The sequence below is a fragment of the Stenotrophomonas humi genome (genome assembly GCF_001431415.1).
GTDB classification, from domain to species: domain Bacteria; phylum Pseudomonadota; class Gammaproteobacteria; order Xanthomonadales; family Xanthomonadaceae; genus Stenotrophomonas; species Stenotrophomonas humi.
This window is the reverse complement of the sequence record NZ_LDJI01000025.1, coordinates 137,481-152,377: the sequence shown is the minus strand read 5'-3', so window position 1 is coordinate 152,377 and position 14,897 is coordinate 137,481. Positions and strand designations below refer to the sequence as shown.

The 14,897-nt window shown below is 66.1% G+C and carries 14 protein-coding genes; 8 read left to right on the top strand and 6 right to left on the bottom strand.

The genetic code is table 11. From position 1 onward, the window contains the following. Window positions 1-88: 88 nt before the first annotated feature. Window positions 89-421, bottom strand: coding sequence for a hypothetical protein (locus tag ABB26_RS13250; protein ID WP_057634895.1), 333 nt, complete (start codon window positions 419-421; stop codon window positions 89-91). A gap of 235 nt (window positions 422-656) precedes the next feature. Between ABB26_RS13250 and ABB26_RS13245 the strand changes: the two genes are divergently transcribed. The 3 genes from ABB26_RS13245 to ABB26_RS13235 all read left to right on the top strand — a co-directional run bounded on the left by ABB26_RS13245 (window position 657) and on the right by ABB26_RS13235 (window position 4,214). Continuing rightward, a complete protein-coding gene (locus ABB26_RS13245) occupies window positions 657-1,772 on the top strand; it encodes a saccharopine dehydrogenase family protein (RefSeq protein ID WP_057634893.1) in 1,116 nt (371 codons plus the stop codon). Between the two features lie 216 nt (window positions 1,773-1,988). After that, window positions 1,989-2,375, top strand: a complete 387-nt coding sequence (locus ABB26_RS13240; RefSeq protein WP_057634891.1) for a BlaI/MecI/CopY family transcriptional regulator — start codon at window positions 1,989-1,991, stop codon at window positions 2,373-2,375. Window positions 2,376-2,378: 3 nt separating this feature from the next. Continuing rightward, complete coding sequence (locus ABB26_RS13235) at window positions 2,379-4,214, top strand: M56 family metallopeptidase (protein ID WP_057634889.1); 1,836 nt, start codon at window positions 2,379-2,381, stop codon at window positions 4,212-4,214. A 201-nt stretch (window positions 4,215-4,415) separates the two neighbouring features. On the opposite strand, the gene ABB26_RS13230 is transcribed toward ABB26_RS13235, so the two are convergent. After that, window positions 4,416-5,645: a ribonuclease H-like domain-containing protein gene (locus tag ABB26_RS13230; protein ID WP_057634888.1), complete on the bottom strand. Its 1,230-nt coding sequence runs from the start codon at window positions 5,643-5,645 to the stop codon at window positions 4,416-4,418. Continuing rightward, on the bottom strand, window positions 5,642-8,125 hold the full coding sequence (locus ABB26_RS13225) for a DEAD/DEAH box helicase (protein WP_057634887.1): 2,484 nt from the start codon (window positions 8,123-8,125) through the stop codon (window positions 5,642-5,644). The genes ABB26_RS13230 and ABB26_RS13225 overlap by 4 nt, the downstream gene beginning before the upstream one ends. Before the next feature lie 161 nt (window positions 8,126-8,286). Between ABB26_RS13225 and ABB26_RS13220 the strand changes: the two genes are divergently transcribed. Next, the gene (locus ABB26_RS13220; protein WP_245626221.1) at window positions 8,287-8,784 is read left to right on the top strand and encodes a hypothetical protein; all 498 of its coding nucleotides are present in this window, start codon (window positions 8,287-8,289) and stop codon (window positions 8,782-8,784) included. A gap of 167 nt (window positions 8,785-8,951) precedes the next feature. Further along, on the top strand, window positions 8,952-9,635 hold the full coding sequence (gene tmk / locus ABB26_RS13215; protein WP_057634885.1) for a dTMP kinase: 684 nt from the start codon (window positions 8,952-8,954) through the stop codon (window positions 9,633-9,635). Window positions 9,636-9,783: 148 nt separating this feature from the next. On the opposite strand, the gene ABB26_RS13210 is transcribed toward tmk, so the two are convergent. Together ABB26_RS13210 and ABB26_RS13205 are read right to left on the bottom strand one after the other, a co-directional pair. Continuing rightward, on the bottom strand, window positions 9,784-10,989 hold the full coding sequence (locus ABB26_RS13210) for a DUF3667 domain-containing protein (protein ID WP_057634884.1): 1,206 nt from the start codon (window positions 10,987-10,989) through the stop codon (window positions 9,784-9,786). 232 nt (window positions 10,990-11,221) lie between these two features. Then, the gene (locus ABB26_RS13205; protein ID WP_245626220.1) at window positions 11,222-11,665 is read right to left on the bottom strand and encodes a nuclear transport factor 2 family protein; all 444 of its coding nucleotides are present in this window, start codon (window positions 11,663-11,665) and stop codon (window positions 11,222-11,224) included. A gap of 150 nt (window positions 11,666-11,815) precedes the next feature. Here ABB26_RS13205 and ABB26_RS13200 point away from each other — a divergent pair, with 150 nt between their 5' ends. Continuing rightward, the gene (locus tag ABB26_RS13200) at window positions 11,816-12,091 is read left to right on the top strand and encodes a hypothetical protein (protein ID WP_057634882.1); all 276 of its coding nucleotides are present in this window, start codon (window positions 11,816-11,818) and stop codon (window positions 12,089-12,091) included. A 107-nt stretch (window positions 12,092-12,198) separates the two neighbouring features. Here the strand turns inward: ABB26_RS13200 and ABB26_RS13195 are convergent, their stop codons facing one another. Further along, on the bottom strand, window positions 12,199-12,867 hold the full coding sequence (locus ABB26_RS13195) for a YceH family protein (protein WP_057634879.1): 669 nt from the start codon (window positions 12,865-12,867) through the stop codon (window positions 12,199-12,201). A gap of 126 nt (window positions 12,868-12,993) precedes the next feature. On the opposite strand from ABB26_RS13195, the gene ABB26_RS13190 reads away from it, so the two are divergent. Together ABB26_RS13190 and pyrF are read left to right on the top strand one after the other, a co-directional pair. Then, window positions 12,994-13,896: a 5'-nucleotidase, lipoprotein e(P4) family gene (locus ABB26_RS13190; RefSeq protein WP_057634877.1), complete on the top strand. Its 903-nt coding sequence runs from the start codon at window positions 12,994-12,996 to the stop codon at window positions 13,894-13,896. Continuing rightward, window positions 13,893-14,612 carry an orotidine-5'-phosphate decarboxylase gene (pyrF, locus tag ABB26_RS13185; protein WP_057634875.1) on the top strand — a complete coding sequence of 240 codons (720 nt, stop codon included), beginning with the start codon at window positions 13,893-13,895 and terminating at the stop codon, window positions 14,610-14,612. The genes ABB26_RS13190 and pyrF overlap by 4 nt, the downstream gene beginning before the upstream one ends. Window positions 14,613-14,897 lie beyond the last annotated feature (285 nt).

The window sequence follows — 14,897 nt, the reverse complement described above, 5'->3', positions numbered from 1 at the left end:
TACCCCCATTCATTCGGGGTAATTTAGCATGCTTTGTGAAGAGGCTAGTGCTTGGCTGGAGTTGCTCGAATGTATGCGTTTGCCGTATTTAACTGCAGCGCATCGCGGTGATGTTGTTGGTGCGGCCGACTTCGATCGTCAGGCGACTGCCACCGCTGGAGGCCGACGCCACCTCGACCGAGTTGGCGTGGCCATCGGCTTGTTCCTGCCCGCGGACGACGACGACTTCCAGGCTGTCGCTGTCCACGCGTGCGCGCTCCACCGTTTCCGGCGCGGCGGCCAGCCCCACTGCGCCGCGCACCATGTCGACATGGCATTGGCCGGAGATCACGCCGTCGATGGGCTGCACCTCGGTGACATATGCGGAATTGCACGCTGACAGCAGCAGAACGGTGGCTGGCAGTGCGAGCAGACGGTACATGGCGTACTCCGGGAATGCAGGAACGAGTGCGAAGCATCGCGCTGCGGCTGTATGCAGCGGATGAATCCACGTCACCACCACGTTGTCTCACCTGCGTTGTGACCGTGCATATCGCGCACGGGCACTGGATCTTCCGTTGGCGCGGGCGTCCCAAGAACATCGGATGCATTCACCGGCTCGGAGGCAGTGGCCCGATTGGTCGATAATCGCGCATCCACCAGCGCAGGATGTACCGATGCCGCAGCAGGAAAGCTGTCGTGTTCTCGTATTGGGCGGTTACGGACATTTTGGTGCGCGCATCGTGCGTGCGTTGTCGATCACGCCTGGCATCACCGTCATTGCGGCCGGCCGCCATCCCCCGCATGCGGCAGCCCATCTGCCGGGCGTGGATCTGGACACCATCGAACTGTGCCGGTTGAACACCGCTGATCCGGATTTCGCCACCGCGCTGGCAGCCACGCGCGCGCATCTGGTCATCCACACCGCCGGTCCTTTCCAGGGGCAGGGCTTCGATGTCGCCCGTGCCTGTTTACAGGCGGGCATGCACTACATCGATCTTGCGGACGGTCGCGACTTCGTTCGTGACTTTCCCGCGCAGATGGATGCCGCTGCGCGTCTGGCGCAGCGCAGCGCGATCAGTGGCGCCAGCACGTTGCCCGGGCTTTCCAGTGCGGTGGTGGATGCATTGGCGCCGCAGTTCGAGCCGCTGCGCGATATCGATATTGTCATCGCACCGGCACAGGCCACGCCGCTGGGCATGGCCACCGTGCGCGCGGTGCTGTCGTACTGCGGGCAGGGCTTCAAGTGCTGGATCGACGGCCGTTGGCAGCGCGTGGTCGGCTGGTCCAATCCGCAACGGGTCAACTTTTCCCGCATCGGTCCGCGACTGGCCTCGCCGTGCGACGTGCCTGATCACGATCTGCTGGTACAACGCTATCCCGGCGTGCGCACGGTGCGCTTCCGCGCCGCACTGGAGTTGCCCTTTCTTTCGCGTTGCCTGGCCGCCATCGCGGGCTTGCGTCGTATCGGCCTGCCATTGCCGATGGCGGCACTGGCGGGCGTGTTCGCGCGTGCCGGGCGCTGCTTCGACCGTTTCGGCACCGACCTCGGCGGCATGCGCATCATCCTGCACGGCCAACGGGGTGGTCAGGCGCACACCGTGCATTGGGATCTCACCGCACCGATGCTGCACGGCCCGGAAATTCCCACCTTCGCCGCCGTGCTGTTGGCGCGCCGGCTGGCGCGTGGCGAACCGCTGCCGATCGGCGCCCACGCCTGCCTCGGCCTGATCAGCCTGGCCGAGTTCGAGAGCGAGTTCGCCCGCTGGCAGATCGACAGCGCCGTTTCCTGAGGCAATACCCCCGCGTCGGCGGATTGCCATGCGTAACTGGGCCCTTGCCTGGAGTCTGCCGATTCGCCGGCAGGACCCTGCGGGGGGCATGGTTTGGCAGGGTGGCATCAAAACCTGAAGCGTTCATCCGAGCGGTGTGCGGGGTGCCTTCCGGGCTATTGACTACATTTGTAGTCATGGCTACGTTGACGACAAGTGTAGTCACTGGAGTCGGCCATGCGCCGCAAGACCGTCGGGGACCAGGAACTGGCCCTGCTGCAGTACATCGGAGAGAACGAGCCCACCAGCGTGGGTGAGGTGGCTGCACGTTATGGCGAATCGCGCGGCCTGGCCCGTTCGACCGTGTTGACGATGATGGAGCGGCTGCGCACCAAGGGGTACCTGCAGCGTGCGTCGCATGAGGGCGTGTACCGCTACCACACCACCGCCGAACAACAGGAAGTGGTGAACAGTGCGGTGAGCAGCTTTGTCGAAAAGACCCTGCAGGGCTCGATCTCGCCGTTCGTGGCGTGGATGTCGGAGAAAGCCGCCGTCAGTGACAACGAACTGGCCGAACTGGAAGCCCTTGTCGCCAGGCTGCAATCGCAGCGCCGGGAGGACTGAACCATGGACACGATGCTCGAACTGCTCGGCAACCGCCTGCTGGCCACCAGCGTGCAGACCATCGCGCTGACCGCCGTGGTGTGGTTGCTGTGCCGCTACGTGCGGCGCTTACCGGCCAGCACCCAATGTGGCTTGTGGTGGCTGGTGGCACTGCAGGCCGTGGTCGGCCTGTTCTGGGCCACCCCGCTGGAACTGCCGCTGCTGCCGGCCGCCGAATCGGTCACCCTGCTGCAGCAGGCCGGCGCTGCCGTGCCGCAGAGCCACGCCGCGCCGCTGATCGTGATGAAGCCGTTGCCGGTGGACAGTGGTTGGTCGTGGCAGCTGCTGCTCATGTCGCTGTGGCTGGCCGGGGTGCTGGTGATGGCGCTGCGCACCGGCTTGGCCTGGCACGCCAGTCGCACCCTGCTGCGCAACGCGCAGCCGTGCAACGACCACAAACTCAATGCGGCGCTGCAGCTGGCATCCGAAGCCCACGGCCTGCCACGCGCACCGCGCCTGATGCTGAGCACCGCCATCGACTCTCCGCAGTTGATCGGCCCATGGCGTCCGGTGCTGCTGTTGCCGGCACGTGGCCTGCAGCGCATGGGCGATGACGAGCTGGACATGGCATTGACGCACGAACTGGTGCATCTGCAACGCCATGACCTGTGGCTGGGTTTGGTGCCTGCGCTCGCGCAACATCTGTTCTTCTTCAACCCGCTGGTGCACATCGCCAACCGCGAATACGGCATTGCCCGCGAAGCGGCCGTGGATGCCGCTGTCGTCGCCGGTAACCGGCATTGCCGTCAGCACTACGGGCGCCTGCTGCTGCAGTTGGGCGTCGCACCGCGTCCCGGTGCCGGCCTGGCCAGCGCTTCACCTACCTTCCTCAGCCTCAAGCGGAGATTGCTCATGTTGCAGAACACCTCATCGTTCCCGCGCATGGCCGCGGGCCTGATCCTGGCGGCCGTGGCACTGGTCGGTGTGATTCCGCTGCGCCTGGTGGCGATGCCGGTTCCACCCGCACCACCCGCACCGCCCGCGGCGCCGCCAGCAGTGAAAGCGCCGCCAGCCCCGCTCGCGCCTAGCGCGAAAAAATCATCGGTGCACGTCTATTCCAGCGATGGCAGCGACGTGATGCCGGCCCCGCCTGCGCCGCCGGCGGCTCCTGCAGCGCCTGCTGTTCGCGTGCCTCCGGCACCGCCCGCAGCACCCGCAGCTCCGCCTGCGCCGGTCAGCACGCAGGGCGTGATCCACCTGTCCAACGACCACAGTCGCAATGCCTACGTATTGTTGCAGGGCGGTCGCAGCATCATGAACGGCTCCGTCGCCGACCTGCGCAGGGTGCAGCGCCTGGACGATGGCAATGGGGTGTTGTGGCTGCGCCGTGACGGCAAGGATTACGTGGTGCATGACGCGGCCACGCTGGCGAGCTTCCAGCAGCTGCATGCCGAAACCATGCGGTTGGGTGACCTGCAGGGCAAGCTCGGTGACCAGCAGGGCGAGCTCGGCGAGCGTCAGGGGGAGATCGGCGCGCGCATGGGCGAGATCGGTGCGCGGATCGGTGAACTGGCCAGCGAGCAGGCACAGTTGGCGCTGAGCGGAGGTGAACGCACCGAGGCGCAACGCAAGGCGGCTGCGGAGGCGCGTCGCAGGTTGGCCCAGGCAAGGCAGGAAATGGATAACCCTGAGATGCGCGCGGAGATGGTAAGCCTGTCGCGTCAGCAGTCGGAACTGGGCAGGCAGCAGGCCGACCTGGGCCGTCAGCAGGCGGCGGCCAGCGTGCGTGCACAGCGTGAGACAGAGCAGTTGATCGAGCGGGTGATCCGCGATGGCGTTGCCAAGCCGGTTCGGGGCTGAGGGCTTGCGCTGAGGTTTTGCTTTGAGGCTTTGCTCTTGAAGACCCTCTCTCCTTGCGGGAGAGGGGTTGGGGGAGAGGGGAGAGCGAAGCTGAAACATGGGAACCGAGAGTGACGGGTAGCCAGCACGTATGTGCTCCGCCTCTTCCGCTCTACGAGCACCGGGAGAAGAGCCAGAAAGCCAAGGCGCAACCCGCAAGCTTCAATCTTCTCCCAACAGGTCCAACTCCGCGCGTTCATCCGCTTCGGCCTGCACCAGCCTGAGAAACAGCTGCGCCAGCGTCACCACGTCCTGATGGTTGTGCTCGCCCACACGGCGCAGGTTGCGCGCGCTGCCGCCGCGCAGATAACCCAGCCATGCTGAAGGGGCTTCGGAGCCCGGCAGGTCATCCTCGCGGGCGATCTGCAGCAGGTTGCGCTCGATGGTCGCCAGCCGGCAGTTTTCCCAGGTGCCGCGATAACGGCGACGGGTGGGATACAGCAGATCCACATGATCCAGCGCGGAAATCGGATCGCCACGCCGCGCCAGCCGATAGCGGGTCTTGAGCAGGGGCGAGTCGTAGCTGCGGCCGTTATAGCTGGACAACACCGTGGATGGCGACAGCCAGCCGGTGAACACATCCAGCATCGCGCTCTCGGCGCCCATCGTCGATATCAACAACTGGCGCACGCGCAGGCCTTCGCCACGCGCGCTGTCGTGGTACCAATCGGCGGCGCCGATCATGAAAGCGCGGGTACCGGTGCCACCGGCAAGGCCGGTGGTTTCGGTGTCGAAGAACAGCAGGTCGCGCGGTTGCACCACCTCCTCCGGTCGCTTGCTGAAGGCCAGCGACAGCGGCTGCGTGGGAATCGCCTGGGGCAGGAAGGCTTCGATCAGGTGCAGGCCCGGCGCAATCTCCGTGCCGGGCAGGTCACGATCCAGTGGGCCGCTGCGTTCATTGCGCGGCCCCGATGCAATCGCACGATTGCGTGATGCCAGCAATCGCCGCAGCGCATCGCCGTCCTGCGCACGCGGTGCCGTTGCCTTGTGCTGGATCTGTTCGACCCAGCCAAACACCGAACCCCCTTCGTCTGCCTGTCGCAGGAGCGGTCTTGGCCGCGAAGCCGACGCCGCATCCGCAGCCGATGACGCGCCTGCTGCAACCGCAGACGTGGCTTCAGTTTCCACCTGTGCCGGTTTCGCGGCCAAGGCCGCTTCTACAGCAGGACTGCCGGCTTTTCGTAGCAGCGGCCTGGGCCGGGCGGCTGAAGATGCATCCGTAGTCGATGAAGACGCTGGCGCAACCGCAGGCATGGCTTTGGCTTCTGCCGCCATCGGCTGCGCGGCTGACTCCGATTCTGCAGAAACATCGTGGGCGCCTGCCGGGCGCGGCTTGTCCGCATGCCCGGCCTGCTTCCGCAACGCCTTCAGCTTGTCCAGGCTGATGCTCATGGCAGCAGGTCGAGTGCCTCATCCATCGCCACGTCCTGCACCTGCTCGCAATGCGCGGCCGACAACAGCGACAACACCCGCAGTGCCAGCGAGCGCGGCGTGATGTCGTCACCTTCTTCCTGCGCGGCCAGCACCGGGCCAACGCAGGCCGGGCAACCGGCGGTGCAGTCGCAGCGTTCGACCAGTTCCAGCGCGCGCTGCACCAGCTCGCCCTGGCGCAGCCACAGCGGCTCGCTCAGGCCAACGCCACCGGGGAAGTTGTCGTACAGGTACACAGTCGGCACGAAGCTCTGCATCAGCTCGACCACTGCCTCGCCACCTTCGTTGCCACGCAGCTGGCCGCGCCCGGTCTGGTCGGCCACCGCGAACCACGCGCCGTCGCCGTTGCCCACCGCCTTCTGCAGGTCGCGCGCATCGGCCATCACCGCCACCGTGGCGACGATATGCAGCGCATACGCCGCGCCAAGGAAGCCATCGAGCGCATCCTGCTTCTGCGCGAAGCTGCGCAGCAGCGTGGCCTGCGGCAGTTGCCACCACACCGACGTGGTGTGCAGCTCCTGATCGGGCAGGTTGACCGGGCCGTAGCCGATGTTTTCGTGCGTGTAGTAACGGATCTTCTTGTAGCCGGCCACACGCCGCACCACATGCACTTCGCCGTGATGCGAATCACCGCGCCCGGCAGCGTTGCCGTCGAAGCGGTCCAGTACCTTGAGCTTGGTGTAGTCGATGCTGTCGGTGTAGTAGTCCACATGCGTGCGGGTGACGTAGGCCTTGCGGCCTTCCCAGTCCAACCGCTCCACCTGGTACGGCGTGCTCTGCACCATGTGGATGGCGCCTTCGTACAGCGTCAACGCGGCGGCGGAGTAATCCACTTCGGCAATGATCTTCTGCTTGCCGTCGCTGCGGTCCACCACCACGAAGTTGCCGTCGGCCACCGCACGCAGGCTCACCGCGTTGGCCGGGTAGCTGTCGGCGATCCATTCCCAGCGGTCGCCTTCCTGGTGGATCACCTCGGTTTCGGCCAGTGCCTGCAGGAACACCAGCGGATCAATCGGCCCGAACGGCTCGCCGGCCAGGAACGGCAGCTCGAACGCCGCACAGCGGATGTGGTCGAACAGGATCAACGGTTGATCCGGCGAAATGCGTGCGTGCTCGGGCGAGGCGTTGGCGAAGAAATCCGGATGCCGTACCACGTACTGGTCCAGCGGCTGGCTGCTGGCGACCATCACCCCCAGCGCGGCCTGTTGCCGACGACCGGCGCGGCCGAAGCGCTGCCAGGTCGCCGCCACGCTGCCCGGGTAACCGTTGAGCACCACCACATCCAGTGCGCCGATATCCACGCCCAGCTCCAGCGCCGAGGTGCTGACGATGCCGTCGATATCGCCCGCGCGCATCGCGCGTTCCACCTCGCGGCGCTCGGTGGGCAGGTAGCCGCCACGATAGGCACGGATGCGTGCCGGCTTGCGCGGGTCGTTGTCGAAGATGTCCTTCAGGTACTTGGTCAGCACTTCCACCATCAACCTGCTCTGCGCGAACACCAGCGTCTTCAGCCCGCTCTTGATCGCGATGCGGGCGATGCGGTTGGCCTGCGAACGGGCGGATGCGCGCAGGCCCAGGTCCGGGTTGATCACCGGCGGGTTCCACAGCAGCACATGCTTGGGCCCGGTGGGCGCGCCGGACTCGGTGATCGCATGCACCTGTTCTTCCACCAGCGCTTCGGCATGCGCATGCGGGTTGCCGATGGTGGCCGAGCACAGGATGAATTGCGGTTGCACGCCGTAGAAGGCGCAGATGCGCTTGAGCCGGCGGATGACGTTGGTGACGTGGCTGCCGAACACGCCGCGATACGTGTGGATCTCGTCGATCACCACGTAGCGCAGGTTCTCGAAGAACTGCGCCCACTTGGTGTGATGCGGCAGGATCGCCTGGTGCAGCATGTCCGGGTTGCTGACCACGATGTCGCCATGCAGGCGGATCGCCTGCCGCGCATCACCGGGGGTGTCGCCGTCGAAGGTGAAGGCCTTCACGCCGAGGTCGCCGGCGCGGTTGAGTTCCAGCAGCTCGGCCACCTGGTCCTGCGCCAGTGCCTTGGTCGGGAACAGGTACAGCGCCTTGGCATTGCCCTGCATCGCCGCGCTCACCACCGGCAGCGTGTAGCACAGCGACTTGCCCGACGCGGTGGGGGTGACGATGGCGACGTGCTCGCCGCGCTGGCTGGCGTCCCAGGCCTCGGCCTGGTGCGAATACAGCTGCTCGATGCCGCGCGCCTTGAGCGCGGCTTTCAGCGCCTCGGGGACGTCATCGGGGATCGGCGCGTAACTGCCTTCGCGGCCGGGAATCGTGAAGCTGCCGGTGACCCGGTCGCTGTAGCGCTTGGCCAGCCGCTTGCCGAGCAGCGAGCCGTCACGCGAGGGCAGGCCGTCGGTGGTTGCCAGCGCCCGTTCGCTGGCTTCGGTGCGGGGAGCGAGGGAGAACGCCATGCGCGCAGCTGTCGATCAAAGGAGGGGCATGGAAGCACGAACGGGTCTCAGCCTGTGAGACAGGTTTGCGTCTGTTTGCTGAACGCATGCGCCCGCGCAACGAAATCTGAAGCCCGCATCCGTAAGCTTTGGCCCGTACGCGAACAGAGGCGGAAGCAGCGATGGTGCGTGGATGGCAGGGAGCAATGGTGGCCGGCATGATGCTGGCGGGTACGGTGCAGGCGCAGCAGGCACCACCGACACCGCCGCCGGTGGCTGTCACCGACGGGCAGGCCGAGGTGGCACAGGACGAAATCCCGCCGCCCCAGGCTGACGGCAATGTCACTACGCTGGGCGAAGTACGCGCGCTTAAGCCCGAGGACGACGAGCCGCTGGACCTGTACCGCTTCAAGAATCCGGTACAGGCCGAATCCAACCGTTTCAGCAAATCCTGGAGCGAGCCGCCCACACCCGAGCAGGTCAGCATGAGCGGTGGCTACCTGTTGATGGGCATCAACTACGGGCTGATGGCGGCTGCCAAGGGCCTGCACAAACTCACCAATGGCCGCGACCAGATCCAGTCGGCCATCGCGCGCCCGCCGCCGGAGCTGACCGAGCAGCAACTGCGGCGCGCCGCCGACTATTGCGAAGGTGCGGACTGCGCGGCGGCAGGACGCTGAGCGGAATGAGCTCAAAGCCCGGGAGAGGGGTTGGGGTGAGGGAACATCGGAATCCGATCAACGCCCGGCCAGTGGCGGATCCGAAGCCATCCCGAGCCCCCAGCCATCACTCCCGCATCGGCCGGCCACAACCCCGCAATCCAGCCCATGCGTTTAAAGTAGCGCCCATGATCAAAGAACAGATTCCCGGCGGCCTGCTCATCGCCATCGAAGGCATTGATGGCGCTGGCAAAACCACCCTTGCGCACGCGTTGGCGCGCATCCTGGAAACCGCAGGTGCCACGGTCGTGCTGGGCAAGGAGCCGACCAACGGCCCCTGGGGCACGCGCCTGCGCGAAAGTGCCGCCACCGGCCGCCTGAGTCCGGAGCAGGAAGTCGAATTCCTGCTGCACGACCGTCGTCAGCATGTCGAGGACGTCATCCAGCCGGCGCTTGCGCGCGGCGAGGTGGTGATCCTGGACCGCTATTTCCCGTCGATGGTGGCCTACCAGGGCGCCGCCGGCCTGCCGCTGGACGAGATGCTGCACGCCAACGATTTCGCCCCGCGCCCGAACCTGCTGCTGTTGCTGGACCTGGCCCCGGAGCAGGGCCTGGAGCGCATCCGTGCCCGTGGCGACAAGCCCAACCACTTCGAGACCGCGCAGAACCTGGAACGTTGCCGGGTGATCTTCCAGCAGCTGGAACTGCCCAACAAACGCGTCATCGACGCCACCCAGAACGAAGCCCACGTGCTGCGCGCCGCACATGCCGCCATTGCCGAAGCACTGGCCATGCGCATCGATGAAAGCGGCAATGACGCAGCGGAAAATGCCCGCAAGATCGCGCGCTTGACCGCGGCAGACATAAGCTGAGCCATGGGCCACTCCCTTCTCCCGCGCACGCTGTGCGTGGCGGGGGCGCGGAGCGAAGTGCGGGCGCGTCCAACGCCGTTTGCATTTACAACAGCGCACAGGAAAGCCTGGAAATCCCGCTTCCCAGCGGTTTCAGGCCAACGCCGCGCTACGAAGAAACCCCGGCCAGCACCGCGTAAATCACCACAAACACCACCAGCCAGGAATAGATGCTGCCGATGAAGGCATAACGCGGCAGCGTCACCCACCTGCGCCCGCCGTACACGCGCTGCTGCATCCACAACAGGTAGACCGGCACCGCCAGCCACAGCGTCACGTAGATGCAGTCACCGATGACGTTGATCACCGGATTGCCGATGGCGCCGGTGATGCCGATCGTCACGAACGTCGCCAACAGCACCAGCATCAGCCACGCATGGCTGTACAACGCCACCACCAGGTGTTCCAGGTAGCCGATACCGCGACCGACATACGCCACGCGCAGCACCAGTGCAAACAACGGCATCAGGAAGAACAGCGCGCCGGGCAGGGCGGTCAGGATGGCCTGGATGTACAGGTCGGTCTTACTGCCCATGCGTTCCACGTTGGCATTGGCGTTTGCCACGCGACGGTTGAGCCAGTTGTTGACGAACTGCGGCAGGCTGGCGAAAACGACGGGGTTGGTTTCCGGATCCCAGGGTTTGCCGTTGACCCGGTAGTTGAAGGCGCGGTCCTGCTGTTTGTCGGTGGCGCGCGCTGCGGCCTGTGCCGCACGCGTCATGGCCGATTCCGTGGTGCCGCTCGCCGCCGTTTGCGCCTGTTCGTTGAGTTCGGCGGTTCGCTCCGCCGCAGCGGTATTCACCGCGGCCATGGCGATGGCCAGGCCTGCGGCAGCGCTGGGCGCGCCGCCTTGCTGGGCCTCGATGGCTGCCACCTGCGTGGCACGCAGCGTCTCCACTTCCGCCGTGGTCTTCGCTGCCGCAAACGCTGCATCGTTGCCGGTCACAGTGAAGTCATCGGCATGCAGCGTCAGCTTGCCGACGAAGAAGGTGAACAGGGTGAGGATCAGGAACAGCCGCAGCGGCTGCACATAGCCAACGCGGTGGCCTTTGAGGTAGTTGACCGCCACCCGGCCCGGCACCAGCAGGTCCCGCAGGGTGCGGAAGATGCGCCCGTCCAGATGCCAGAACGACTCGAACACCTCCTCGATCGCATGGCCAACGTGCTTGAGCGGGTTGTGCGCAGACTGCCCGCAGGCGTGGCAGTAATGGCCATGCAACGCGGTACGGCAGTTGTCGCAGGCGACCTGTGCGTGCGCTGCATCATCAGCTGCGGCGAGCTGCTCGGTAACGGGCAAAGCGTCGGTCTGGCTCATTGGCGAACGGCAGGCGGCTGATGGAAGCCGCATACGATAGCGGTGTTTGCTGGCGCTGTTCAGCACCAGGTCTCAAAGGGCGGGATGTGCTGTGAAACCCTGCCCTCTCCCGTTTACGGGGTGAATGCCTGTGGCTTGCCAGCCGCTGGCCGGTGCATGGCCGTGCGCGGAGTGACGCGCCCTGAAAGGCGGGCGAGGAACAACCCTCGCACCAAGCGCACCGCGCTGATCCTCAGCGCGCCTTCCGGTGCCACAGCGCATTGACGATCACCCAGCGCCCCTCGAACCGTCCCATCTGCAGGTGGTCGATGAACCATGGGCTCTCAACGCGCACGGTCGCGATGTCCTCATCCACCGCCAACACGCTGATCGTGCGCTGCCACTGCTCACGCGGGGTCTTCAGCGCGCCCTCGCGGGTGTAGCGGATCAACTCATCGGAGGTCATCCGCCCCAGTCCCAGGGTTTCATCCGGCTTGCTGACAAGATTGCGCTTGGCCAGGTCCGGATGCAGCGCCCGCGTCACCCGCGCGACATCGCCTTCCAGCTGCCCGTCCATGTAGTCATGGGCCGTGGCCTCAACCGCCTTCAGCGTGGCTGCATCCGGCATTGCCGCGCTCGCCGTGCCGCACAGCATCAGTCCCGCCAACATCCAGCCGTGCATCGCTCGAATCGCCATGGTCCGTTCCTGCCTGTGGATGCCGCCAGCCTGCCAGCCGCGTGGCGGCCGTCAATGTGCCGTCGGTCACCGCTGCGGCCCCGTCATGCTGGAAGCCGGTGGCGGGCATGCCGTACCGTGTCCTGCACACCACAAGGACACTGCCTGCACATGGAAGCCGCCCCGCAGTCCCCGCAACGCTCGCATCGACTGGGCCTGATGTCGCTGCTGATGCCGCTGGTGTCGTTGCTGGTCGGCTTCATCGCCGTGTCGGTGATCCACGGCGGGCTGGAGAAACTGGCCGCCGGGCTGATCGTCGCCATTGGCGGCGGGGTGATCGGCACCGGCCTGGGCATCGCCTCGCGCTGGCGCAAGGAGCGCGACGAATGGATGGGCTACATCGGCATGCTCGTCAACGGCCTGCTGGTGCTGGTGTTGTTTCTTTAAAAAAGGCTCGAAGCTTCTCCAGCCCGCCCCCTCGTTCTGCGAACGGGAGGGGCGAAAGCGGGATCGTTGCGGCAGCGCTTCGCCCTGGGACCCTCAAACCGCTTGGCTCAACCGCCGACCGCAGCCTTGAACTCCGCCAGCTGCTCCTGCAGCTCAGCCACGGTGGCTTCCAGCTGCAGCACGCGCGCTTCCAGAGCACTGGTGTCCGCAGAGCTCGCTACCGACGGTGCCGACTTATAGGTTTCCGCCAGTGCCTCCATATCCAGCGGCCCGCACATCAGGTGCATGTAGCGGTCTTCGCGCTGGCCGCTGGCGCGCGGCAGCTGTACGACGAGGCCGCGCTGTTGCAGGCGCTCCAGCTGGTGGCGCAGGTCGGCGGCGTCGGCGAATTTGGCCATGCGCTCGCTGCGGGTGCTCAGTTCGCCGATGGTCTGCGGGCCGCGCAGCAACAGCAGGCCGAGCAGGGCCACGCGCTGGCGCGACAGGTCGAGCTTGATGCCGGCCAGGTGCTCGTAGCGCTCGGCGCGCGAGGAAAAGTGCTGGCGCGCCAGGCCCAGGTTCTCCAGCTGGCGCAGCGCGTGCTGCACCTTGCCGGTGTCCAGATTCATCATCGGCTCGCGCGCGGTTTTCTGGTTTGCCGCCACCTGGGTGGCGTTGACGGTGAGCGGGTAGGCGTCCGGGGTGGTGGCTTCCTTCTCGATCAGGCAGCCCAGCGCGCGCGCTTGGGCGGCGTCGAGGATTGGGAAATTGGGGGCTTGCTGGCTGTCGTCGGTCATCGTCGCTGTTCCGTCACGCGGGGGCGCAAGGATAGCCGGTTCGCTGGCCGGTCCTGGCCCGGCGGGGGCGGTCAGAGCGGGGAGCCGGTAAACTTGCCGGGTTTTGGAAGATTCCCGGTAGTTCCCATGTCCCGATTCCCTGCCTTCACTCTGCTCGCCGGCGCCGTGTTGTCACTGGCCGCCTGCAGTTCGCCCGACCGCCTGACGCGCGTTTCACCGCCGCCGGCCGCGGTTGCGGTTGCACCTGCCAATGGTGCCAACGACAACCTCAATGCCGTGCTGTGGGTGCAGCGGTCGCAGGAATACCGCGCCAGCGCATTGCAGACCTGGGCGCTGGCCGGTGAGCAGCTCGACCGCGCGCTGGCCGACCCGACCTGGACCGCGCTGTTGCCGGAAGAAGGCGGCAATCACCAGTCGGGCAAGTTGAAGCCGGCCGTGGTGGTGGACGTGGATGAGACCGTGCTGGACAACTCGCCCTACCAGGCGCGGCTGGTGCGGGACGGCAGCAGCTACAACGACGCCACCTGGGCGGCGTGGGTGGATGAGCAGAAGGCCGAGCCGGTGCCCGGTGCGGTGCGCTTCGCCCAGCTGGCCGCGTCCAAGGGCGTGACCATGATCTACATCAGCAACCGCACCGCAGCGATGAAGGACGCCACCCTGGCCAACCTGCGCAAGGTCGGCTTCCCGGTGGCCAATGACAGCGTCTACCTGGGCCTGGGCATGGAAGTGCCGGGCTGCAAACAGGTGGAAAGCGAGAAGGGCTGCCGTCGTCAGCTGGTCGCGCAGCAGTACCGTGTGCTGATGCAGGTGGGTGACCAGTTCACCGATTTCCTGCAGGTCGAGGACAACACCCTGGCCGCGCGCGATGCGTTGCTGGACAAGTACCAGGGCTGGATCGGCTCGCGCTGGTGGATTCTGTCCAACCCCACCTACGGCGGCTGGGAAGGCGCATCGTTCAACAACGCGTGGTCGTTGCCGGCCGACAAGCGCAACGCCGCCAAGCGTGACGCGCTGGAGGTGGCCCGATGAGCCGTGCTCCGCTGCCGCTGCGCAATGACGAAAAGCTGATCTTTGCCCTGGATGTGCCGAGCAAGGCGCAGGCCATCGAGTGGGTGGACCGGCTGGGTGACTCGGTGTCGTTCTACAAGATCGGCATGGAACTGCTGGCCTCCGGCGAGTACTTCGACGTATTGGACGCGCTGGCCAAGCGCGACAAGCGCGTGTTCGTTGACCTGAAGTTCTTCGACATTCCCGCCACGATCGGCGGCGTTATCCGCCGTTTGTCGCAGTGGCCGGTGAGCTACTGCACCATCCACGGCTGGCACCCGGCGATGATGGAGGCCGCTGCGGCGGCCAATACGTCGGACATGCGTGTGCTGGCGGTGACCGTGCTGACCTCGATGGGTCGCCCGGATCTGGCGCAGATGGGCATCGACCGCGAGCCGGTCGATGTGGTGGTCGAACGTGCGCTGGCCGCCCAGCGTGCCGGCATCGACGGCGTCATCGCCTCCGGCCAGGAAGCCGCGCCGATCCGTGCGGCAACCGGCGCCGGTTTCTCCATTGTCTGCCCGGGCATCCGCCCCGGTGGCCCGGTGGGTGATGACCAGCAGCGCACCGTGGGTGTGGCCGAGGCATTTGCCGACGGTGCCGACGCCATCGTGGTGGGCCGGCCGATCCGTCTGGCTGCTGATCCGCGCGCTGCGGCGCAGCTGATCCAGCAGGAAATTGCAGATTCATTCAAATAAAATCAACAACTTATGACGTTGTTTATCAAGTGTTGCTTTAACTGAATTCGACGCGTAGGCTAGCCCTCGTCCGGCGCTGCCGGCGATGCGTCAAACCAGTCCACCGGCCCTGTGCCGGCTTGAGGAGGTCTGTCACCGGCAACGGGGCGGCCTCTTTTTTTTGGTGATTTTTTGGGCGGCGCGCCAAGCGCCTCCTCCCCAGCCCTCCCCTTCGCTGCGCGAAAGCGAGGGAGCGGGAGCAGCTTCAGCCGCGACCCAGCAGCCCAAGTGAAACCGCTCCCACCC